The following is a 24,584-nucleotide window of genomic DNA, read 5'->3' on the forward strand; positions in this document are numbered from 1 at the left end:
TTGTTGTTGTACGAGCCGCGAACGGCGACCCGTACAAAATAGGCTTCGGCTGTTCGGAATATCAAGCAGCGTCAAACAAAAAGGTGGAGGAACCGCAGAAGGCTGCGTTCCTGGCCTGAACAGCATGGTCCCCGTAATCACGCCCTGACAACACCGTCCCTGGCCTGAACAACACCGTTTCTTGCCTGACAACACCGTCCCTGTAGGAGCTGCCGAAGGCTGCGATCTTTTGACTTTGCTTTTTAAAGGCAAGATCAAAAGATCGCAGCCTTCGGCAGCTCCTACGGGGGAGTGTTGTTCAGGGGAGATAGAGGCTGAACACGCCACCGCCCAACGGGCCGCCATTGCTGATTTCTGTGCGTCCGCCCACGCCGTTGCGCTGATGCAAGGCGGCAATCCGTCCGGCAAAGTACAGGCCAAGGCCGGTGCTGCCACTGCTGTGGTTGATGCCCTGCACGTAATCGGCCTGACGCTCGATCATCTCGGGCGGATAACCCTCGCCATCGTCGTTGATGGTCAGCACCAATTGCCCGGCTTCATCGCTGACGCTGATCAACAAGGCATGGCGGGCGTAACGCATGGCATTGTTGATGCAGTTGGCGAGTACCGAGGCAATCAATTCCCGGTCGAAGAAACCCAGCGGGCTCAACGGATCCACTTCATAGCTCGCGATAATGCCGCGGCTGGCAAATACTTCCTGATGAGCCGCGAGTTGCGCCTCGATGAAATCATCCAGCTCATGGTAGGCCGGCTGCAACGGCATCTGGTTGACGCCGAGTTTGTACAGCCCCAGCAATTGCACCAGCATGCCATTGAGGTGGGCGAACTCGAAGTCGATCACGCCCTGCTCCGGGGTGTGTTGCTCGGGATCGGGCAAGCGCGCCAGCCATTGGCTGTGCGCCTGCATCAGCATGGCCAGGGAGTTCTTCATGTCATGCACGGTGGAGGCAATCACCGTGGAAAAGTCGAGTGACGGTTCGCTGTCGATCATTCGCCGAACGCCTTGATTTTCAGTTTTTGGTAGCGCGGATAACGCGCGTCGGTATCGGGCATCAGGCCGACGGTTTTCAGGCAGGCCCGGCATTCTTCCAGTTCGGCCGACGGCACGCTGGTGTCAGTGCCATGCAACAGCGACTGCGCCATGTTCAGGGCAATACTGATGTTCTTCGGCTGCAACGCCAGGGCTTTGCGGAATACATCCCGGGCTTCCACCAGGTTGCCGGTCTTGTACACCCGCACGCCCTGACGGTTAAGGTCGGCGGCCGCGTTACCGGAGTTGAGGATGGTCGGGTCGTCGGTCAGTTTGGCGATGCCTTTCATCACGGTCGGATCGTCGCCGTAGATTTCCGCACAGTTTTTCAGCATCGAAGCGCCGGCACTCGCCTGCCCCAACATTTGCAGCTGCTTGGCCACCAGCAGCGCCGCGTCGGCGCTCATGAACTGCTCCATGCCATCGAGGCGCATCATCGCCTGCTCGGTGAGCTTCTCGGCGGTTTCGGCATCGTTGAGCAGCAGACTGGTGGCTTTCATCAGGCGCGCACGAATCTGCAGGCCGGGGTCGGAAGGGTTCTCCTTCGCCACCGCACTCAGCGTGGTATTGATTTCGAGGCGGGTCCGGGTGTCCAGGCCTTTCTCACTGCCCTTGCTGATCAAGGCATGGGCCAGGCCGAGGTTGCTTTCCGCATCCTTGAAACGTGACTGCGCCCCTTGGGCCACCGCCTGGCGATAGGCTTTGGAAGCGGTATCGAAATCCTCGTTGGCCATTGCCAGCTTGCCCAGCAACGCTTGCCGGCGCACCGCCAGCGGCGACAGGCGAATAGCCTCTTCCAGAACTCTCTGCGCGCTCTTGGTGTCGCCTTCGGCGACCAGCACATCGGCCATGCCGTCGTAGAGAGCCGGCATCATCGGGAAAACTTTCAGAGCCTTCTCATAAATGCCTTTGGCCTGGCTGACCTGGCCGCGCTTGAACAGCAACTGGCCCAACCCGGCAAACGCCCAAGGCAAAGGCCGATCAGCGATGATGCTGTCGTACAGCCGCTCCAGCGCTTCGTTCTGGTTCAAATCGCGCAACGCATCGGCGCGGTAACGCAGGCACAGCGGCGAATACCGAATGTCCTGTTTGCACAGGGCGATACAGGCATTGAGCACTTCAACCGGTTTGCCCCGATCAAGGGCTTGCAGGATTGGTTTGAGCAACGTCTTGCGCTGCTCCAGCCGTTCCAGGCGCTGGGCCAGGCCGGAACGGTTGAACGGCTTGGTCAGGTAAGCATCAGGCTCGTGCTCCAGTGCGCTGAGCACCATGGCCTGGCTGGTTTCGGCAGTGACCATGACAAACACGCTTTCATGGCTGATCAGTTTCTCGATCATCAGGTCTTCGAGTACCTGCTGACCGTTCTTCTTGCCGTCGCCCAGGTGGAAATCCTGCAGGATGAAATCGTAGGATTTCTGCGAGCACATACGCAGCGCCTGCTCACCGGTGTCGGCGGTGTCCACGTCCTTGACGCCCAGCTCCCGCAGCATGGACCTGACGGAACTGCGGAAATCCGAGAAATCATCGACGATCAGGAAGCTTTTTTGGTGATACGACAGCATCGAAGATTTCCAGGCAATTTAAGAAGAACAACCTAAAGGCAGTGACTCGGGTGAACTCAGCGTCGCAGCCGTTTTTCGGGCGCGCAGATGATAGCGAGAGGCCATAGGCTATCAAGCGATTTCGCACAATTGCGTGATTACACTTGCCGGCCGTCAGCGACGAAACTCACACGCCCGATCGGGTTATCGGCCAGTAGTCGCGTTCCCTTGAAGCGACGGGAATGCAATCGTACGTTTGGTGGTCAAAAACTTATATAACCCTACAAATGCGCGCTAAATAATTGAAGGCCTTATTGAAAAACGGGATTATTCTGATTTTATGAAGCGCGTTTTTATATCCGCTTGAACTCAGTGCGCTTTACATCGCCAGCAAAGGCAGAAGAAATGACCACCAACCCCAAGCACTCGGCCACCGCTTCTGAGCAAAAGGCCCTGAGCCCCAGCACCCTGGACTTTCCGGTGGTGGGCATTGGCGCGTCGGCGGGCGGGCTGCAAGCCATTAAATTGTTCTTCGAGAACATGCCTAATGATAATGGCATGGCGTTTGTGATCATTCTTCATCTGTCGCCCGACCACCAGAGCATCGCAGACAAGATCATTCAGGAATCGACCCGGATGCCGGTCCTGCAGGTCACCGAAACTGTGCCAATCGAAAAAAACCGGGTGTACGTCATCTCACCCGCGCAGCGGCTGACTATGAATGACGGCAACCTTGAGGTCAGCGAAAACGATCCGCAGTTGGGACGCCACGCCTCCATCGATCTGTTTTTTCGTGACCTGGCCGAAGTCCATAAGGAACGCGCCTTTTGCCTGGTGCTCTCCGGCAGCGGTTCCGATGGCGCGGTCGGCTTGTCACGTATCAAGGAACACGGCGGCATCACCATGGCCCAGGTGCCGGAAGACGCCGAATTTGACGGTATGCCACGCGCAGCCATCGAGACCGGCATGGTCGATCTCGTATTGCCAGTGGTCGAAATGCCGCAAAAATTGCTGGATCTATGGCATAACTCCCAGGAAATCAGCTTGCCAATCGCCAACGACCCGGAACTGCAAACCATCGCCTCGGTGTCCGAGCGTGATGCAGCGCTCGCCGAACAAATGCTGCATGACGTGCTGATCCAGTTGCGCACTGGCACTGGTCATGATTTCAAGCACTATAAACGCGCGACGGTATTGCGCCGGATCGAGCGCCGGATGCAGGTCACGGCCCAACCAGACCTGGTGGCTTACTACCGCTACCTGCAAAGCAATCCCGAAGAAACCAAGGCGCTGCTGGGGGACATGCTGATCGGCGTGACCAACTTCTTCCGCGATCGCGAAGCCTTCGAAGCGCTGGAGCGCGATATCGTGCCGCAACTGGTCAGCGCCGCGGTCTCGGCGCAGCCTGAGAAAGAAGAAATTCGAGTGTGGTCAGCTGGCTGCTCCACCGGCGAAGAAGCCTACAGCCTGGCGATGCTGGTCAGCGATCAGCTGCAACTGGAGTCCAGCAAGGCCTCGCTGCAAGTTTTCGCCACCGACATCGACGAGCGCGCCATCAGCTTCGGCCGGGCCGGCCTGTACCCGCAAGCGATTATCACGGATGTGCCGCCAACACGGCTGCGGCATTACTTCATCAAGGAAGATGACCACTATCGGATTCGCAAGGAAATCCGCGAGAAAGTGCTGTTCGCCAAGCACAGCCTGTTGTCCGACCCACCCTTTTCGCAAATCGACCTTATCGTTTGCCGTAACCTGCTGATCTATCTGGATCGCAGCGTGCAACGCGAAATTCTGCAGATGTTCCACTTTGCATTGCGGCCCGGCGGCTTCCTGTTTCTGGGGTCTTCCGAAAGCGCGGACGCTTGCCATGAGCTGTTCACGCCCGTAGACAAACGCAACCGGATCTTCCGCGCCAAGACCGGCACCGCCAATAGCCGACGCATGCCGACCGTGCCGCGCGGTGGTTATGTGCGCAGCAACGTTTCCCGGCAGACACCGCAAAATGCAGCACCGCGCAAGCTGTCCTTCGCCGACATCCACCAGCGCGCCCTCGAGCGCGCCGCCCCGCCGAGCATGATTGTCGATGCCAACGCGGATATCTTGCACATGAGCGAAAGTGCCGGGCGCTTCCTGCGGCATGTGGGCGGTGAGCTGTCACGCAACTTGCTGACGCTGATCCTTCCGGAGCTGCGCCTGGAGATCCGCACCACGCTGTTCCAGGTCCAGCAAAGTGGCCTGGCCGTCAAATCCCGCGAGGTGCCGATCAAGCGCGAAGATCGGCGTTACAAGGTCAGCCTGGAGGCGCAGCCTTACAAGGATGAAGAATCGGACGGCGAGTTCGTCCTGGTGATTTTCGAGGAAGTCGAAGTCGACCCTTCGCAGGTGACGACCACGACCCTGCTGCAAACCGAGAGCCAGGTACTGTCCAACCTGGAGCGTGAACTGCAACGCACCAAGCTGCACTTGCAGGACACCATTGAGCAATCGGAAATTTCCAGTGAAGAACTGAAAGCCTCCAACGAAGAAATGCAGGCGATCAACGAAGAATTGCGCTCGGCCACCGAAGAGCTGGAAACCAGCAAGGAAGAGCTGCAATCGATCAACGAAGAGTTGCTGACGGTCAACTACGAGCTGAAAACCAAAGTCGAAGAAACCGACAAGATCAACGACTACCTGACCAACCTGATCGCCTCCACCGACATTGCCACGGTCTTTGTCGACCGCAGCATGCGGATCAAATGGTTCACCCCGCGCGCCACCGACATTTTCAGCATGTTGCCGATGGATACCGGCCGTTCACTGCTCGACATTACTCATCGCCTGTACTACGACGAGCTGGCCAGTGATGCCGCCCAAGTGTTCGAATCATTGAACATGATCGAGCGCGAAGTCAGCAGCACCGACAAGCGCTGGTACATCGCGCGCCTGCTGCCCTACCGCTCCAGCGAAGACCATATCGACGGCACGGTATTGACCTTCATCGACATCACCAAACGCCGCGCGGCCGAAGAAGAACTGCGCCTGGGCGAAGAGCGCATGCGCCTGGTGGCCGAAAGCACCCGCGACTACGCGATCATTACCCTCGATGAGCAAGGCGTGATCACCAGCTGGAACAAAGGCGCCGAGCTGATCTTCGGCTACAGCAAGGCCGAAGCCGAAGGCGCTTACTACGACTTCATCTTTTCGGCCGAAGACCGCGCCTCCGGCGTGCCCGAAACCGAGCTGCAAGGAGCACGTACCCATGGTCGTTCCGAAGATGAACGCTGGCACCTGCGCAAGGACGGCAGCCGTTTCTATTGCAGCGGCGAGGTAACCCTGCTCAGCGGTGACAACCTGCGAGGTTACGTGAAAATCGCCCGTGACCTGACCGGCCACAAACGCCAGCATGAGGAACAGAGCCAACAACTGGCCGAGACACTGAACACCAATTACCTCAAGGATGAGTTCTTCGCGGTCATGTCCCACGAACTCAAGCATCCACTGAACCTGATCCAGCTCAATGCCGAACTGCTGCGGCGCTTGCCGGTAACCAAGTCTGTTGCACCGGCCGCCAAAGCCGTCAGCACCATCTGCGATGCCGTCAGCAGCCAGTCACGGATCATCGATGACCTGCTGGACGTCGCCCGCGTCCGTACCGGCAAGCTCAAGCTGAAACCGGAGGCCGTGGACCTGGCCACTGTGCTGCGCGATATCCACACGGTCGTGCTCAATGATCGGCACAGCACCACCGTCGAGTTGCAAATACCGTCGGAGCCGTTGATGGTCTGCGCCGATCCGACGCGCCTGGAGCAGATCATCTGGAATCTGGTGAACAACGCACTGAAATTCACCCCACCCAACGGCCACGTGCAACTGATCGCCCGGCAGGCCGGAAATATGGCGCGCCTGGACGTCAAGGATGATGGCATTGGTATCGCCCCTGAGCACCTCGAACACGTATTCGACCTGTTTGGCCAGGCAGAAACCCAGCACGCCAACCACCAACGCGAGGGGCTGGGCATCGGTTTATCACTGGTCCGCCAATTGACCGAGGCCCAACGGGGTACGGTAGAGGTGAGTTCGCCGGGGGTCGGGGAAGGCTGTACCTTCAGTGTCTACTTGCCACTGGCCAGCACCAAAGGCAAAACCCAAACCGAGGCTCAAATCGACGATGTGTCAGGAAAACTGAGCGGCTTGACGATTCTGCTGGTCGACGACTCTGCCGAGGTACTGGAAACCCTGAAAATGCTGCTGGAAATGGAAGACGCGGAAGTCATAGCTTTCGATCGTCCGGTGGCCGCTCTGGACGCAGCGAAGAGCACTCGTTTCGACCTGATCATTTCGGACCTGGGCATGCCGGTCATGAACGGTCATGAGCTGATGAATGCATTGCGTCAGTTGCCGCTTGCCAAGGATGTGCCCGCCATCGCCTTGACCGGCTATGGCGCCAGCAGCGATATTCAGAAGGCCCGCCAATCGGGTTTTGACCAGCACATTGGAAAACCGGTGTCCTACGATGACCTGATCGCAACCATCGAAAATCTACGGCAATCCCAGCCCTGAGGGCCTTGATCACTCAGCGTAAATAGCTGCGTTGCACACAGACGCGCCGGTCAATCGCCTGTCTCAGACGCTCCTTGTGGTCTGCCCAGATCTTTGGATCGACTTTAGGCGCGCGCATGAGGTTCAACATGGCCGCTTTGGCGGCCAGGTATTCCGACCAGGCGTCTTCGCAACTGACCTTGAAACGCTCACGCTCGCTCATTTCCATGCGCCGCAGCGCCAGCACCGACTCATCGGTGATGACCGGGCTTAGCGTCAATTGCACCCGATGCGGTGCGACGAACCCTTGCGCGTCCGCCATAATATCCCTAGCGCGCTGAGCGCCCCATTTCAACGCCGCGCAGTAAGACTCATCGCGATCCCTGTCGTGAAACTCCTCGCACAGCATGATCCCATGGTCATCGTAAATACCGATGAACACTTGGGTGACACCTTCGGGATTCACCCGCGCACGAACCTCCACTTGCACCCCATCGCTGAGCACTTCTTCATGGATGTGCAGAGATAACCGATTGTCGGTCCATAACCAGAACTGCGCGCCTCTGTGTCGCATGGCTTGGCTCCTTGTGGAATGAGCAGTAAGGCACAGCAATGACTGACTTTCCATGTAGGTCGTCGGCTGGTTCGAGCGTAATAAAATCGCCAGAGCACAGGCGCTGGCGGAGGTTTTCTAACAGGTGAGCACAGATATTTAATCCGTAGCTCAACACCATATGACGCAGCCGGCCCAAGCCCCACGGGGGTTTCAGCTCATTCGGGCCAAGTCACTATTGAGTGCCCATGGCCTCTTCGCCAAAAACAAATCGACATAATATTGACACCGAAATACCCGCCTGTCGGAATATTGGCACATCGTACTGTTAGCTGCGGTTAACACCTTTACAAAGCCTGCCCCCACAACTAAACACACATCAAACTGATATCAGGAAAGGCCGTATCCCTGAGTCGGTGCTCTCTCAAAACACGTCCTGAACAATCTGAACGGTGCAAGGACAGGATTTCGTCCTGTCAGCAATTCCTGGCAACTCCAAAAATAAAAAACCGCCCTCTCGGGAGACAGACATGACTACCACCACAACGACCAGCGGCGGCACCGTTACTTCGCTTTCCAACACTCCGCAGGCGCAGGATGACATTTTCACGACCGGTGTGATTGGCACGAGCACCACTGCCATCACTGAAGACTTGCTGGGGGTCGTGTACCTGAACGTCATGTCCAATGACCTCGGCGGCAGCGCAACGACACTGTGGTCACTCGATGATGCGACCAGCCTTTCGACGGCCACCAAGGTGTATGCGCCGGCCGACCTCCTGATACAGGACACCGGCAGAATTGAGGCGACGAGTACTGACACCAGTTTCAATGGGGCAAAGATCTGGATTACCTCGGATGGCAAAGTCGGCTACGACGCCGCAACGTTGTCGACGGCTTTCAAGGCACAACTTCAGTCGCTGGCGGGTGGAGGAACCCTGACGGACACCTTTACCTATGCGATTCGTCTCGGCAACGGCACGCTCAGTTGGGCCACTGCGCAGGTGCAGTTCGCTGGCATGAATGACAGTGTGACTATGAGCATCGGCGTTCAGGCGGGCACGGTAACCGAAGATGCGACCACGACATCGAGCCCGACCGACTCGCTGAGCGCGACGGGGGTGATTGCGTTTAGCGACGTAGATCTGAGCGACACGCATACCGCCTCTTTCGTCCCTGCGGCAGGCAATGCCACCGCGCTGGGCAACTTCACCCTTGCATCGGTAACTGAAGCCGCCAACGCTGCCGACGGCACGGTTAACTGGACTTACACCCTGAACAATGCGGCTGCCCAATCCCTGGCCCAGGGACAGACAGTGACTGAAACCTATGTGGTCACCATCAGTGACGGGCATGGTTCGTCGACCACGCAGAATGTGACGATCACCATCGCCGGCACCAACGACCAGGTGCAGATCACCAGTGGCGTGCAGGCCGGCGATGCCGGAGAAGACAGCGGCGACTACGCAGCCAGCGGCAACATCACCTTCACCGACGTCGACCTGATCGACATCCATAGCGTCAGCGTCACACCGGGTGCTTCCGGCTATCTGGGCAATTTCACCACCGATCCCCTAAGCGACAGCACCGGCACGGGCAGCGGTTCGCTGGGCTGGAACTTCGCGGTAAACAACGCCGCGCTGCAGTTCCTCGGCGAAGGCCAGATCGTCACCCAAACCTACAACGTGGCGATTGGTGACGGCGCGGTGCAGACCGTCACCATCACGATTACCGGCACCAACGACCAGCCGACGCTGACGATTACCGACACCACCGGCACGATGAACGAAGGCAACGGCACGGCCACCCTGAGCGACAGCGGCGCACTGAGCTTTGCCGATCTGGACAGTACCGACACGGTGATCGTGTCGCAGACCGCCAATGGCGACATCGCCTGGAGCGGCGGCGCGCTCAATGTCGGTGTGGCCTCGGCACTGGTGGCTGGTTTTTCGGTCGACCAGAACAGCTGGGACTACAGCAGCAATCAGAACCTCGACTTCCTCGGTGCGGATGAAACCATCACCTTCTCGTACGCGGTGGTCGCCACCGACGACAGCGACGCGGCTAACGCTGTCTCGGCGACGCAGACCGTCACCATCAGTATCACCGGCACTAACGATGCGCCCGTGCTCAGCTTCGTGACCGGCAATGATGCCGGCGCGGTAAAGGAAGACACCACGCTCAGCGTGAGTGGCCAGTTCAGCTCGTCCGACATCGATCACGATGCCACGACCAGTTGGAGCATTGTCGGTAGCAATACCGGCAGCTACGGCTCGATCGCCGTCGACAGCACCGGCCAGTGGACGTACACCCTGGCCAATGGCACCGACGGTGTCGCCAGTGCCGTGCAATCGTTGAAGGCCGGCGAGAGTCACAATGAAGTGTTCACCGTGCAGGTCAGCGATGGCCTCGGCGGCATCGATACTCAGCTGGTGACCGTTACCGTCAGCGGCACTAACGATGCGCCCGTACTCAGCTTCGTGACGGGTAACGATGCCGGCGCGGTAAAGGAAGACACCACGCTCAGCGTGAGTGGCCAGTTCAGTTCGGCCGACATCGATCACGACGCCACGACCAGCTGGAGCATTGTCGGTAGCAATACCGGCAGCTACGGCTCGATCGCCGTCGACAGCACTGGCCAGTGGACGTACACCCTGGCCAATGGCACCGACGGTGTCGCCAGTGCCGTGCAATCGTTGAAGGCCGGCGAGAGTCACAATGAAGTGTTCACCGTGCAGGTCAGCGATGGCCTCGGCGGTGTCGATACTCAGCTGGTGACCGTCACTGTTACCGGTAGCAACGACGCCCCGGTACTCAGTTTCGTGACGGGCAACGATGCCGGCGCGGTAAAGGAAGACACCACGCTCAGCGTGAGTGGCCAGTTCAGCTCGACCGACATCGATCATGCTGCTACGGCCACCTGGAGCATCGCGGGTACGAATACCGGCACCTATGGTTCGATCGCGGTGGATAGCACTGGCAAATGGACTTACACCCTCGCCAATGGCATCGATGGCATTGCCAGCGCGGTGCAATCGCTGGGGGCTGGCGAAAGTCATAATGAAGTGTTCACCGTGCAGGTAAGCGATGGCCTTGGCGGCGTGGACACTCAGCTGGTGACCGTTACTGTCACCGGTACTAACGATGCCGCCGTGTTGTCCGCCGACATCGCCAATCTGACCGAAACCAATGCCCCACTGACCACCAACGGCACGCTGACCATCAGCGATGTCGACAGCGCCGCGACCTTCGTCGCCCAATCCAACACCGCCGGCAGCTATGGCCAATTCTCCATCGGCACCAATGGTGCCTGGAGCTATGTCGCCAATAGCGCCCACAACGAGTTCGTCGCCGGCACCACCTACACCGACACTTTCTCAGTCAGTAGTGCCGACGGCACCCTCACTTCGGTCACCGTGCATATCCTCGGCACCAACGATGCCGCCGTGTTGTCCGCCGACATCGCCAACCTGACCGAGACCAATGCCCCACTGACCACCAACGGCACGCTGACCATCAGCGATGTCGACAGCGCCGCGACCTTCGTCGCCCAATCCAACACCGCCGGCAGCTATGGCCAATTCTCCATCGGCACTAATGGTGCCTGGAGTTATGTCGCCAATAGCGCCCACAACGAGTTCGTCGCCGGCACCACCTACACCGACACTTTCTCAGTGAGCAGTGCCGATGGCACCCTCACTTCGGTCACCGTCCATATCCTCGGCACCAACGATGCCGCCGTGTTGTCCGCCGACATCGCCAATCTGACCGAAACCAATGCCCCACTGACCACCAACGGCACCTTGACCATCAGCGACATCGACAGCGCCGCGACCTTCGTCGCCCAACCCAACACCGCCGGCAGTTACGGCCAGTTCTCCATCGGCACTAATGGTGCCTGGAGTTATGTCGCCAATAGCGCCCACAACGAGTTCGTCGCCGGCACCACCTACACCGACACTTTCTCAGTGAGCAGTGCCGATGGCACCCTCACTTCGGTCACCGTGCATATCCTCGGCACCAACGATGCCGCCGTGCTGTCCTCAGCCAGCGTCACGCTGACCGAAACCAATGCCCCGCTGACCACGACTGGCACTCTCACCATCAGCGATGTCGACAGCCCGGAAATCTTCCAGGCCCAATCCGGTACCGCCGGCGCCAACGGAACCTTCGCCATCGATGCCGCAGGTAACTGGAGCTATACCGCCAACTCGGCCTTCGACGCACTTAATGTCGGCGACAACCTGAACGACACCTTCACGGTACTCAGTGCCGACGGCACCGCGACTGCGGTGACGGTGACCATCAATGGCAGCAACGACTCGCCAATAATCACCTCCAACAGCGGTGGTGCGACGGCTTCGGTCAACGTGGCGGAGAACACCACGGCGGTCACGACAGTAACGGCGACCGATGCTGATCTGCCGGCACAAACCTTGAGCTACTCGATCCTGAATACGGCCGGGACGGACTTCAGCAAGTTCTCGATCAGTTCAAGCGGGGTGCTGACGTTCAATTCGGCGCCGGATTACGAGAGTGCCCAGGATGTCGGTGGTGCTGACGGTGACAATGCCTATGTTGTGGACGTTCAGGTGGCGGACGGTAATGGCGGAACCGACACGCAGACAATTACGGTGAATGTGCAGAACGTAGTTGAGACTCCGGTTGATATCATGGCACCGACGGTGGTAGTGACGGGGACCGCGTTAGGGAATGCGATCGGCTCAGTGTCGACAGTCACTTTCCAGTTCAGTGAGGCAGTAAGCGGTTTCAACCTTTCGGACGTCACGGTAAGCGCATCGGGGCCAACCCCTCGCGGAACCTGGAGTAACTTCACGCAGGTAGACGGCGATACCTACACGGCGACGCTGACCAGAACGCTGATCGGTAGCGTAAAAGTCGACGTTACAGCGAACAGCTACGCCGATCTGGCGGGTAATACTGGCGCTGCCGGGAGCAGTGCAAACCTTCCGGCAGGCGTTGCCGGCGAACCTATCAATCTAGCCCTCGCTACTCCGTCGAGCGATATCAGCGGCCCGATAACGGTTTCAATCAGCGGTGTTCCCTCGGGATGGATATTCAATGCGGGAACCGACAACGGCGACGGCACCTGGACCGTGCAGACCAGCGATCCCGGCGCATTGACGGTGACAACCCCAAGCGACTTCGCGGGAGCGTTGGTACTTGATGTCAACATGTACTGGAGCAATAGTGACGGCAGCGACGGTAGCGCTTATGTGTTCAACAACATCGAAGTCTATGCCCCCGACGCACCAATCTTCGCCTTGTCCGCTGACGACAACCTGACTGGCTCGTCGGGTGCCGACACTTTCATCTTCGCCCAGCCGATCGGCAACAACCAGATCTACAGCTTTGACGCCACGGCGGACAAGATCGACTTGATCGGCTTCCCGGGCATCAACAGCTTTGCTGACTTGAACATCACTAACGACGCCAACGGCAATGCGCTGGTCAGCATCGGCGCCGGCCAGTCGGTCACTCTGAAAGGTGTCGATGCGACTGACTTGAGCGAAGCGAACTTCCAGTTCGATGTGGACCCGGTCATGACCAATACCGGCACCCTCACCATTGCCGACGGTGCGATCATGCCGTTCGGTGGCAGCATTCATAACAGCGGCACCATCGAACTCGGCTCCATCGGCAGCGAAACCGAGCTGGAAATTCTTTTCCGCGGTGCGACCTTGACCGGTGGCGGCCAGGTACTGCTATCCGACAGCGCGCAAAACGTGATTTTCGGTGGCAGCGCCGACACCGTCCTGACCAACGTCGACAACCGCATTTCCGGCGCTGGCCAGTTGGGCGCCGGGCAGCTGGTGCTGGTCAATGCGGGGTTGATCCTGGCCAGTGGACTGAACAGCCTGGTGCTCGACACCGGCACCCACATCATCACCAACAGCGGCGTGCTGGAATCCACGGGCGCAGGCGGTATGACGGTCGCCAGTGCGGTCGAAAACTCCGGTCACTTATGGGCTAACGGCGGCGACATGCGCCTGCTGGCCGACGTGATGGGCAACGGCAGCGCCACCATCGACGGCGACGCGACCCTGACCTTTTCCGGCGCCGCCCACGGCTCCGTTGCCTTCCACGGCGACGGTGCGGGCACGCTGGTGATCGCACAGGCCGAAGCGGCGGGCTCCTTGGTCGGCATCCTCGGTCTGGAAAGCGATGACATGCTGACCTTCGGCGATCTCGCCTTCGGCGCCAACACCCAGCTCAGCTACAGCGCCAACGCCTCTGGCAGCGGCGGCCTGCTGACGGTGGACGACGGCATGCACCGGGCCGAGGTGAACCTGCTTGGGCACTACACAGTAGAGGACTTCCAGGTCACCGACGGCGAGGCCGGTACCCAAGTCAGTTACAACGGCGCATCCAGCGGCACACTGGTGGGCAGCATGGCGGCAGATACACTCAGTGGCGGCGACGGCAACGACATCCTCGCAGGTCGTGGTGGGGAGGACACGCTCAGCGGCGGCGCAGGAGCCGATATGTTCGCCTACCTCAACGCGGCGGAAGGCGGGGACACCATCCTCGACTACAACTTCGCCGAAGGCGACGCGCTCGACCTCTCCGCACTGCTCAGCGCCAACTTCGTTAGCGGTATCAGCCAGGCGTCCGACTTCGTCCAACTGGCGCAATCAGGCAGCGACATCACCGTGAAGGTGGATGCCGATGGGGCAGCCAATGGTACGAACTTCGCCGATGTGGCGGTCCTTGCCAACACGGGCACAAGCGGTACCGATCTGGTGCGTACCTGGTTTGGGGAGGCTGACCATACGCTGACGGCTTGAGGTGTTGGGCTCGCGTTGAGTAGTTAATGATAGTGGTGCCTCAGGGCTGGTCGAACCATTATCTGGCTACTCAACTCCTTCGCTCAGGGTTGATGCGAACATCTGGACGGCATCTCGTAGTTTAATATGCACCTCCCTGGAAAAGGATTTCATCGTGTACATCAAAGGACGCTACATCGTGTCCGCCTGCGCGCTGCTGTTTCTCCAGCACGCACTGGCGGCCGGAATGGACTGCACAAAAGCGGCAAACGCTGTCGAAAACACAATTTGCGCGAACAAAGGGTTGTATGAACTGGATACGCAAATGGGTTCGGCCTATCGAACGCTGATGAACACCGCTTCACAGGCGCAGGTTGAACTGAAGAGATCCCAGCGCCAGTGGTTGAAAGTGCGCAATGAATGCGTCGAAAACGTCGTCTGTCTGGACCAACACTATCGCGAACGCTTGCAGGCATTGCACGCGCAATGGGTCGACACCGCTGCCTATCAACCCGACGACGTCGATAAACAGGTGATGGCCGATTTGCAACAACGCATCCAGGACCTGAGCAAAGACAATCCGGAGTTTGCGCTGGAGCGAGCACTCGACTCTATGGCGTTCGACAGCGGCGCAACGTCATTCTCTGGCGACTTGGGTGAGGATGAGCAGCCCCTCTTTCCCAAGACCATTCCCCAAGACGTCACGGAGGACGAGTGGAAGGCACTGAAAGCGTCCAACATCGACGGCGCCGCTGAATCCGGGCAGACCACATACACGCTGATGGATATGGATGGCGACGGACAGCGTGATCTCATCGTTGAAACCTATTCCGGCGGCACCGGGATGTTTCGTTACACAGAAACCTACCGTCGCAGTGAAGATCGGTTCATCAGCACAACATCGGGGCCAGCCCATGAATCCGGCTCACTTTTCTATACCAATGATCGCGGCGCCAACCAATCCGTGAACTGGATCAAGGTTCGCGGAAAAATGTACTTCGCCTACCGAAACGGTAGTTACGGCGTTGACCAGGTCTTTCTTCTCAATCCCCTGAAGATCAATAACAAAGTGCCCACACTGACCGTTCGTTACGGCTACCAACTGACAGTGCCTCACACTCAATATCTGGAGGACGGCACCACCCCTTTCGAACTGGAGCCTGCCCTGCAAAAGGTACTCGCGAAAGCCTTGATCAAAGTGAATGCAAATGAAGCTCTGGAAACTGGCCAGCAGAAAACCCCGATCTGCCCCATCCCCTCCTCAGTACAAGGCAGTGATGACTATTACAGCTTCGGGGCGAGTTATTACGCGGTCGAACCCGTCGCCGATATGCCGGTGGTCATCGACAACGAGTGCTTCATTGCAAGACTGATTAATTGGTACGGGAGCTACGGCGAAAAGGACGGACTGTTTGCACTACTAGCGTTGCGCAAACCGGGATCTGAAGACCAGACACGCAGTTATTCGGTCAACGGACGTCGACACATCACACGAGTGAGCACATCGATTGGCAAGGCCGAAGGTGGGGCTGAATATTTTTAGTCCACCCGCTACAGACAGCCAAAAAAAAGGTTCATCACGGATTGCCGGGAAAGACGCTCTTGATCTTCATGAAAAAAATTCGCTATCCCGGTAACCGTACGCCATCCGCTTGATGACCTTTATTCGATTGTTTATTCCTTCCAACTGACCGGTGTGCATCGGCCAGCGAACCCGGTTCACGATGCCCCGCCAGTAACCCTTTAGCCGTTTGGCGAACTGGATCAGAGCTGGTATTTCGCTTTCATGCGCATGACACAGCCATTGCTTCCAGGCCGACCGGAAGCAGCCCTCGTCAAACGTTTGCGACTACTGCCAGGGGCCCCGGCAGGTTTGGGAGGGAGCTGCCCACCTGACCAAGTGGAAAAACCCGAAGGCACTCGTTCACCATGCCAGACAACATATGGACGAAGCATATAGCCATGCATCATTCTCAGCTTTGGCTTGTTGCCCATTCGTCCTCGGCCATAGGTGCCCTCAACAAATGTCCAAACATCTGCTGACTCCAATGCTGGTCCAATACTTGGTAGGTCTTTGCTGCCTTAAATGGGACCCAGATGCCGTTGATGTCACTATCGGCGACATGGTGTACGACCCTGCTGCTGATAAAGAACGAGACGTCGATATAACTGTCACCGTTGTTGAACCGGGTGGATCAGTTCACGCTTTCAAGGCGTACGAGGTGAAGCGCGAAAGGAAGCCGCTTGATGTGGCGGATGTGGAACAGCTTTGCATCAAGCTGATTGATATGCCGTCGGTAACTCACCGGGCGATCGTTTCGGCCTCAGGCTACACCGCAGCAGCCCAACGAAAGGCTGCACGCCACGGGATAAACCTGTACGAAATCCGACCTTGGACGCGACCTCTTCAAGAGCAATTTCCAGCACTCACCATGAATGGCACTCCTGAAGAATGTTTCCCTATGAGTTCCACGCTGCTTTGTTGGGTGCATCAACAACTGGCAGTAGTTGCACCAGAAGCGAAAGCGGCATTTCCAATTCAACCAGACACTCCGCTGCTTGATGCATCAAGTAATCCACACAGCAAATACGCCACGTTCGGTCAGTATGAGCAACAGCTGCTTTTGAGATCGACACAGATACTTTTGCCATTAGAGCCAGCTGTCACCGTTTTTCGCACCTTCCCGATTCCACATCATGTACCCAATGGTGGAGTGCCTGCTGGACCTGCATGGCCACATACTCATACGCTCGATACCGTCAGCGACAGCGTGCATATTGATACCGGACACGGTGTCCACCGTATAGATCAAGTCACGATTTCGGGTCACCTCCAATATCAACGTAGCGATGACAACCCACTCTACTATGTTATTGATCAAGTCCCTGGGGGAGAGGCTTTCGCTGGGGCCCTGATTGCACAGGGGAAAAGCGAGGACAACATGACTGCTCTCGTGTTTTCACCTATGACCCGGGACATCGGTATTCACTTCGTACAACTCGCTGACAAACATCTGAATTGCATTCGAAGGTTCAAACTGGAGGTTCCATCCCTGTGATCTCAGCCAAGGCCAAAAGGCGGGGCTCAAAAGTTTGTATCCCCATCTGAACCCCTTTCAACCACACGTCTCACACAGATCAATTTTTACGGCCTACAAAGCTTTCAGTTCAAACGCCCCCCATCGCTAGCCTGAAAATCGACGTTACGGGTGTTACACGCGTTACAAAAAGTCGCATCATACTGATATCTATAGGTTTTATTTATGTAACGAATGTTAATCAATCCCGGCTGGTAGGATGTTACGCTTCCGATAGGTGTTACAAAGGTCCACTGCGACGCAGCTAAGTCGCGGGCTTAGCTGCTCGGAAGGGGCAAGGGGAGCAGTGAATTATCCTGGGATGAGCCTAAATAGGCACTTGAGACGGCAAGTGACCGCATGTGACCGCATGTGACCGCATGTGACCGCATGTGACCGCAAAAGCGTCGAGCCAACGAAGTGAATTTGTAAGAGCGGAAATGAGCGTTCGCACATTCCTGAGCGCGACCTGCTCAAAGGCTCGATGCCTGAGAGCAGTAAAACGCCAGATGACAACTGCAAACGGCCAATTTACAAAGCTCGTTGCTGTCACCATGCTGTCACAGCTTTCTTCCCATAAAGACGGATCAGGCTGTAAGCATTGAATTATATGGTGTCCCAGGGCAGGTTCGAACTGGTATCTGGCCCCCCCTAGTGATAGACCCATCATTCAAGCCGCTAAGCGCCTGTATAGTAAAGTTTTTTGCAAACAAGAAGACAACCTAAAGCATGCACCTAGGTGCGCATTTGGAAAAACCTTGGCCCCAAGCTTGGAAAGAGAGTCAGTTTCGTATCAAAAAGCCTATAATCAAGCTGTTAGCCCTTCAGGATGAGCCAACTACCATCCGCCGTTGCGGCGGTGAGACAAAAATTTCCGTGCCCCAGGAGCGCTCATCGCTCCTTTGAGTCGCCTCTGGTTTCGTTGAGGTCTCCGAGACTCATATTAGGAGGTGCCATGAGTTGTCATGCTACAACCCGAAAATTCAGCTCGACTCGGTCAAGCAAGCGACTGAGCGCAATCCTCTCGTTGCCGGTGTAGCTGAACGTCTGGGAATGTGGGTGTACAGTCTATAAGATTGAATCACCTCTACAGCAAGCCTCAGCAACAGCGGCAGCAAAACGATGGTCAGCAGGTTGAGCTGCGCGGGCCGAACTCAAGCGGGTCACTGAAGAGCGGAACATCCCACAACCCGCCACTTACTTGCTAGGGAGCGTGGCTGAAGTGCGCCTTCATCAATCAGTTTCTGCGGAGCGCTCCATCCGACGGCTGTGACAGACCGTTGGAGTCCATCCTATTGGCTACTACGCATGTTTGGCAGAAGCAAAATCTATGCGCACCAAGGACGACCGGGAGCAGCACGGGCTAATCAAGCATACTTGGCTGGGAAGTGACGGAGTTTTGGCTAGCGCAAAATATACGACAACCTACGAGCGGTGAGAGAGAGCTCGCTCCGCATGACGCTACCAGAATGATGCGTATTAAAGGTCTGCGGCCTAAGACCGGGCATCGGCATCACCCTGGAAGGCATGGTGGTAAATATGCCTTGGCCTCTACGAACTTACCGAGCGACAGCTCGATGTAATTTTAACTTATAGCGAGCATGTCGTAATTTTTCGGGTGTTTATGCCAACGTATGGCACGCCCGACTTTTTTCAAGATATAAGCTTGGAGCGCCACTTCAAATATGACGAATACAATGAGCCATTAACAATGACAGGTCTCATAGCACTCGGCTCGACCAGAGCACCATTTTCCACAATATAAAAACTCCTAAAATGTTTTAGGAGACTATCAACTATCATAAAACCTGCCTCAGATTCATAAAGAGCCTTAGAATTTTTACTATCAGCAGCCTCATCGGAGTCTGAGAGCGCCATGAGCTCCAGATATTTTCTCTCTAGCAGATCATACTTGTTCGACAGCACTAGCAACTCAAAACGTAATTTCCTCTCGACCGCACGCTCATGCTTCGCATCCAACTCAGCGCCAAACCAGCTGTCTAAATATGGCCTATACACCCTAGAACGCAACAAAGTTGACGAATGACAACGCCTGGACAATTGGACACGGCTCAATGGGTTAAGAGCCTGCATATTTTGTTTTTCAATCGCTGTAATATCCTCAGCAACAGATCTAGCCAAATAAGTAACCTTATCAAATTTAAGCTTTCTACGACGATAGCTAGCAAGTATTCTTTCTATCGTGTCACACCTTTCGCTTAAAGAAGCAGTTTTCCAAGAGGATGGATCATCCATACTAGCCCCCTACTCCATTTCAATTTCATTAATAATCTCAATATTACCTTCATGCGATACCGCAAAATGTAGTCGCCATTCGTCTTGCCCCATATTAATTAGTGAAACAAACTCCTCAACATCGAACTCGGTAAAGCCTATCCTCGCTCTAAGCATGGATGCTAGCCTCGTGGCGGTCGAAAATTGTGCTGGCATCAACGCGGCCTCTAAGAGCTTTTTATCCTGGACTAAAAGTAACCTTGTAGCCTTTTCAATTTTATATTGAAACTCAACACTAGAGGAGTCCTCGTACATACAAACTTCCGCCAATCGACTAAAAAAGAACTCAGCCGAATCCACAGCCACCTCATAACGCTCAATTTGCTCTAACGCTATTCTGCGATCAATTGCAATCAAATCAGACTGTTTTTCCGTATCCCTACGAATGATTTGGATTTGAGCCCAAAGCGACTCTTCCAGAGCGAGCCAAGCCACAGCAAGCTTGGCTTGTTGATTTAGATGTAGAATTAATGCATCTAGATCTTCAGTAGTGAAACCACTTTTCATCCGACGCTTTTCTAATGCATCAGATAAACTAGAAAAATCTTCAACTGCCTTCTGTCTTGCTGCTGATACCTCTGGTAAGTGAAATATCGAAAACAATGCATACGGGCATGCGGGACAAATTTTTGTACCGCTAAAAGCTTTCAAAATTTCCGATGGGCAAATAAAACCCTTTGTGCAAATGTGGCTAAAGCATGATTTGATATTTGATTTAGCATCAGATGCAATAATGTCAGGCGCGAAACTCTTACCACCATCTAGATAGCTAAAACTAGGAGACAATAAGCCATAATACTGTAGATCGAGTGGTTCATTAGATAAAAGCTCTTTACGAATATCATCCATCATCTTGCCAAGGCTAATATTTTTTGTGCCGCCAGCAAGTGCACCGAGCATGTCTTTTCCATTGAATGCACCCTGAATTTTTCGTCGTAGCAAGTAATCTCCCTTGTTATATTTGCGGACAGTTCCAGCTGTTTGCCCAGTCAACAACACCATAGCCTCGGGACAAAGAGCAACACTCATAGAGGTGACAAATGAGGCCCTCGCACCATGCGGTGTGACCTTACAACGAAAGGAAATTGGGCAATAATCCCCGGCGTAAATTTTTGCGTTCGCAGCGCCCTTTTTGACTTTGACATCAGAATCAGAAACCCCTAGTAAAAATTCATCCCATGTAAAAAAACCTCCATTTTTCTTTAGAGGTAAATACGCAACAATATTTGGCATCGTAACGCCCAACCCCCTAACCCAACTCTGAAAACTGAAACATTGATAGGCCCAGAACTCATAATACGTATAATCAGAGAAGGGTGCCCCTGTTCGGGGGTCATGCGCAAATATAGGCGAAATCAAGCCCCATTTCGATTTATGATTTCGTTCGTAGAAAACTTTTTTTCCAAACCCCGAAACACCTAAGCACTTTAGATTGTCGCGCCACTCAACTTGCGCATCAAGCAACCACAACATTTGCATAACGGTTATGACAACTAATGGAACCTTGGATATTTTATCCGTATTTAACCAAAGGCTAACCAACTGAAGTGGATGCTTCGATCCCATGTAAGCGACCAAATTATAAGTTGTTGAGCAAAGCCATTGAGCTGTTTGAGCTCTAACACCAACCTCCAGCATAAAAATACTGAATCTCGTAGCGCCCGGATTAAAATACGACCTTCCGCCATGATCGAAAAATATGAACATTATCGGATGAACACACTCAACAGGCCTAAACCGATCATCAACTAGTAAAACAGGGATATAGCCGACATTAGAAAAACTAAATAAACGATTTTCTTTTTTTGCGCATTCAAATTCTTTTCTAAAAGCCACCTCATTCATAGCAGCCCAGTCGGATACCGACTCTATAGCAAATAAAAAATCTACAAACAGTAACAATTGCTCACCTGGAAAAATTTGTTTTACCACTCGAGAATATGATTTGCTTTTCGGAAGCCAGTAAATAGGCTGAACTATACCATCACAACCAGGCATCATCGGCAGAGCTATCATTACCTTAAAAAAAACCCTAAGCGGGTTAAGCATAGCGTATGATTTTGGCCACCCCATTGCGTCATAAAACTCAATAAGTGAAAGAGCCCGACTCTCATTCCCTCTCAACTCGCATCGATAGTGTACAAACCCTCTAAATAGGTTCGGCGCGCTTGGGTACAAAAAACTTGTTGCAGGATTTGCCTTCATCCAAAGAGGCAAATATATAAACAAGTATAAATTCAATCTACCAAATGTTGTCTGATAAGCTTTACTATTCTCGAGCCCTTTGTGAAGTAAAAAAAAATCAAAAGCTTCCGCCCAACGCTTTATTGCCAACGCAACATCAATGGCAGGATTTACCAAACCTGAAATATTATCGATACTGAACGCAGAAATATTATTAAAAAAGAATAAAGAATCAGATATTTTATTGTTGGATACAATTTTTCTCACCACAGAAAGAGGATCCTTGCACTCAATAATTGCACTCTCTACAATATTGATCAGATCGTTGGTTCGCAATCTTTCTCTGAGCAATAATTGATCTGAGTTTTTCCAATTCTTTACATCCTCAGAGATCCCATTAGGGAAGAACTCCACTAAACTATTTAAGATGGCTTGAACGGGAAGCCTAGCAGAGCCGGTTTCTTTGTGCTTTACCGCTTGAAAGATAACCCACTCGTCAAGATCCTCACAATTTATGCATTCTGGGGAGTACCATGCTGATGCTAAAATCAATCGGCGCCCCGTCTGAAACAATCTATTATTGCTATTTTTCAATGAATCAGAACGATGCTGGTAGTTAAGAGTTTGACTTCGTAGTAATTGGAACCGCTCTATCAGCGGACTATACAATCCACCGTTGGCCGCATAGTCCTCTAACCACCCTGCAAGAGGGAGAGAAAACTCTACAGGCAATAGAACTGCCTTATATTTATGCATCAAAATAAATAATAACTTCAACAGAACTCGCTGGGCTCTAATATGACCAATCCCTGCTAGTCGATTGCTCACTTCAAAACCTTCAATAACAGGAAATTTCATATCCTCTTTCTCTGCGACGCGTGAACAAAACAGCAACCATAATTCCATAACCTCTTCTACGTTCCGCCCCTTACCTAAACAGCACTTCATATCCTCCGCTGCGGTTTTGAAACTCGTACGTCGTTTTACGCTGGGGGCGGTGCAGTTCACGCAGATCTCAATTGCTTTTGATAAACACTTATCAAAAAGCAAAGCAAGTTCGCGCCCAACTTTCAGGAAAACCAAACTTCCAGTTTTATTTATCATAATAACTTACTCCGATCTAAGCTAGCGCGAAAATCAGCCAACCGCTCTTCCAAATACTTTATTCTCAACCCAAGTTCTGATTCCGGATTATTATTTCTCCGAGAGATATTTGCGAAGTAGATTTTTTCGAGCAATTTCTCATAATCGGTTACAGCGTATACGCGTAATGCCTCAACACTTGTGTGACCTGTAAGAGCCATCAACTCAAAATCATCTAAGCCTATCCCTGATGCGTGCTCTACATAGTTTTTCATAAAATATATATAACTGTGTCGTAAGCTGTGGGGAGCCAAACTTGAATAATCGATACCATACCCTTTACATGTAATCTTCGCCGCTCTGACAAATGGCCTATAAATCTCAGAGCAATAATCCGACAAGAATAGAGGTTTACCTGAATCAGACTGAAATACAAAGTCATGACTTACACCCGCTTTTGCCTCATGCTTTTGATATTGCTCTAAATGTTCAAAGAACAATCTTCCATAAGGCTCGAGGAATACTGTCAAAGGAGTATTTCTACCTTTCCACTCTAATTTTTTTACTTCTCTTTCTGACAACCCAACGTAGCAAGATCTCTCTCTAGATCTAGGATCAATAATTAGTACAGTCCGCCGACTGAAGTCAATATCCGCCTGTAGTATCTGATCAGCTTCTGACTCTCTTATTCCAACCCCTGCAAGTAGTGCCCACAGAGCTGCATCACGGTGACAACTCGCTGTATCTATGAGTGCGCTGATACATTCCAGCGGGAAAAACTTTGGCGGAATAATTAAACTAGATTTAACGCCCATATGAGCAGTCAAGCTTGCTTTATTTTTCAACTTCTCACTAAAACTCCCCGTATCTGCAGTAGGAGCTTTTTTTACCCCGATAGTTTTTAGCTCAACCAAACTACTTAACCAGACAACTACTTCATGCTGACTCGTATCCTCAACATCTATTCCAGACTCTGAATACTCAGCAAACTTTAACTTTTGCCTGGCTGCAACGTCCACTAGTACTTTTACTGCGTCGTGATAGGCAATTGCGCTATTTCGGCTAATCATGGGGGAACACTTTACATCATTAATTTTGATTACTATGCTTGTCGTGGATTTACCTCCATAGATGAGATAGTCCCCATAACAAAGATACAGAGTTTTTACCGACAGTTCGCTCGCGCCTAAAATTTTTAACCCCGTAAAAATATAATCCAGAAAAGTCATCACTCGATATATGTAATCACCGATTGTATTTCCACTATAATTGGAATCAACTAATTGCTTGCAAAACACATTAAAGAATACAAACTGTGCGCCCACCATTCCAGACCTTAGAAAATATAACTCAACGATATCTTTTCCTCTGTATAAGCTTCTTATAGAGATGAAATTGCGCAACATTTCCTTACTCCCTTAATAGGCTATAACTTCATTTCACCACGAAGAACCTTCGGCTTGCTATTAGCTATAGAACAACCGTCAAAAGAAGCCAAAGGAAAATATTATG

The 24,584-nt window shown here is 53.8% G+C and carries 10 protein-coding genes and 1 pseudogene; 4 read left to right on the forward strand and 7 right to left on the reverse strand.

Annotated features, from left to right (window positions below):
* Positions 1–298: 298 nt before the first annotated feature.
* A complete protein-coding gene (locus tag ABH909_RS24765) occupies positions 299–991 on the reverse strand; it encodes a sensor histidine kinase (RefSeq protein ID WP_429438133.1) in 693 nt (230 codons plus the stop codon).
* The gene (locus ABH909_RS24770; RefSeq protein ID WP_429438136.1) at positions 988–2,592 is read right to left on the reverse strand and encodes a response regulator; all 1,605 of its coding nucleotides are present in this window, start codon (positions 2,590–2,592) and stop codon (positions 988–990) included. The genes ABH909_RS24765 and ABH909_RS24770 overlap by 4 nt, the downstream gene beginning before the upstream one ends.
* A 384-nt stretch (positions 2,593–2,976) precedes the next feature.
* Between ABH909_RS24770 and ABH909_RS24775 the strand changes: the two genes are divergently transcribed.
* Positions 2,977–7,113 (forward strand): CheR family methyltransferase, encoded by a 4,137-nt coding sequence (locus ABH909_RS24775; protein WP_429438139.1) that lies wholly within the window; start codon positions 2,977–2,979, stop codon positions 7,111–7,113.
* Positions 7,114–7,126: 13 nt separating this feature from the next.
* On the opposite strand, the gene ABH909_RS24780 is transcribed toward ABH909_RS24775, so the two are convergent.
* Entirely contained in the window at positions 7,127–7,666 is a 540-nt protein-coding gene (locus ABH909_RS24780) for a hypothetical protein (RefSeq protein ID WP_429438142.1), read from the reverse strand.
* Positions 7,667–8,175: 509 nt separating this feature from the next.
* On the opposite strand from ABH909_RS24780, the gene ABH909_RS24785 reads away from it, so the two are divergent.
* Both ABH909_RS24785 and ABH909_RS24790 read left to right on the forward strand, forming a co-directional pair.
* Positions 8,176–14,454, forward strand: coding sequence for a VCBS domain-containing protein (locus ABH909_RS24785; RefSeq protein WP_429438145.1), 6,279 nt, complete (start codon positions 8,176–8,178; stop codon positions 14,452–14,454).
* A gap of 154 nt (positions 14,455–14,608) precedes the next feature.
* Entirely contained in the window at positions 14,609–15,976 is a 1,368-nt protein-coding gene (locus ABH909_RS24790) for a lysozyme inhibitor LprI family protein (protein ID WP_429438147.1), read from the forward strand.
* 34 nt (positions 15,977–16,010) lie between these two features.
* Here the strand turns inward: ABH909_RS24790 and ABH909_RS24795 are convergent.
* A pseudogene (locus ABH909_RS24795) lies at positions 16,011–16,255 on the reverse strand (transposase); the annotation flags it as partial.
* 202 nt (positions 16,256–16,457) lie between these two features.
* Here ABH909_RS24795 and ABH909_RS24800 point away from each other — a divergent pair.
* Positions 16,458–17,492, forward strand: a complete 1,035-nt coding sequence (locus ABH909_RS24800) for a hypothetical protein (RefSeq protein ID WP_429438150.1) — start codon at positions 16,458–16,460, stop codon at positions 17,490–17,492.
* Positions 17,493–19,163: 1,671 nt separating this feature from the next.
* Here the strand turns inward: ABH909_RS24800 and ABH909_RS24805 are convergent.
* From ABH909_RS24805 to ABH909_RS24815, 3 genes are read right to left on the reverse strand one after another with little or no spacing between them, the layout of a single operon-like run.
* Positions 19,164–19,766, reverse strand: a complete 603-nt coding sequence (locus ABH909_RS24805; protein WP_429438152.1) for a hypothetical protein — start codon at positions 19,764–19,766, stop codon at positions 19,164–19,166.
* A 9-nt stretch (positions 19,767–19,775) separates the two neighbouring features.
* A complete protein-coding gene (locus tag ABH909_RS24810; protein ID WP_429438154.1) occupies positions 19,776–23,093 on the reverse strand; it encodes a hypothetical protein in 3,318 nt (1,105 codons plus the stop codon).
* On the reverse strand, positions 23,090–24,478 hold the full coding sequence (locus tag ABH909_RS24815; RefSeq protein WP_429438157.1) for a tyrosine-type recombinase/integrase: 1,389 nt from the start codon (positions 24,476–24,478) through the stop codon (positions 23,090–23,092). The genes ABH909_RS24810 and ABH909_RS24815 overlap by 4 nt, the downstream gene beginning before the upstream one ends.
* Positions 24,479–24,584: the final 106 nt, after the last annotated feature.

The sequence above is a fragment of the Pseudomonas sp. BS3782 TE3695 genome, assembly GCF_050435305.1.
Taxonomy (GTDB): domain Bacteria; phylum Pseudomonadota; class Gammaproteobacteria; order Pseudomonadales; family Pseudomonadaceae; genus Aquipseudomonas.

What these genes read in the sequence shown, in the direction of transcription:
- ABH909_RS24785 (WP_429438145.1), top strand. Translation starts at nt 8,176, where the DNA reads ATGACTACCACCACAACGACCAGCGGCGGCACCGTTACTTCGCTTTCC.
- ABH909_RS24805 (WP_429438152.1), bottom strand. Translation starts at nt 19,766, where the DNA reads ATGGATGATCCATCCTCTTGGAAAACTGCTTCTTTAAGCGAAAGGTGT.
- ABH909_RS24765 (WP_429438133.1), bottom strand. Translation starts at nt 991, where the DNA reads ATGATCGACAGCGAACCGTCACTCGACTTTTCCACGGTGATTGCCTCC.
- ABH909_RS24770 (WP_429438136.1), bottom strand. Translation starts at nt 2,592, where the DNA reads ATGCTGTCGTATCACCAAAAAAGCTTCCTGATCGTCGATGATTTCTCG.
- ABH909_RS24780 (WP_429438142.1), bottom strand. Translation starts at nt 7,666, where the DNA reads ATGCGACACAGAGGCGCGCAGTTCTGGTTATGGACCGACAATCGGTTA.
- ABH909_RS24800 (WP_429438150.1), top strand. Translation starts at nt 16,458, where the DNA reads ATGTCCAAACATCTGCTGACTCCAATGCTGGTCCAATACTTGGTAGGT.
- ABH909_RS24810 (WP_429438154.1), bottom strand. Translation starts at nt 23,093, where the DNA reads ATGATAAATAAAACTGGAAGTTTGGTTTTCCTGAAAGTTGGGCGCGAA.
- ABH909_RS24775 (WP_429438139.1), top strand. Translation starts at nt 2,977, where the DNA reads ATGACCACCAACCCCAAGCACTCGGCCACCGCTTCTGAGCAAAAGGCC.
- ABH909_RS24815 (WP_429438157.1), bottom strand. Translation starts at nt 24,478, where the DNA reads ATGTTGCGCAATTTCATCTCTATAAGAAGCTTATACAGAGGAAAAGAT.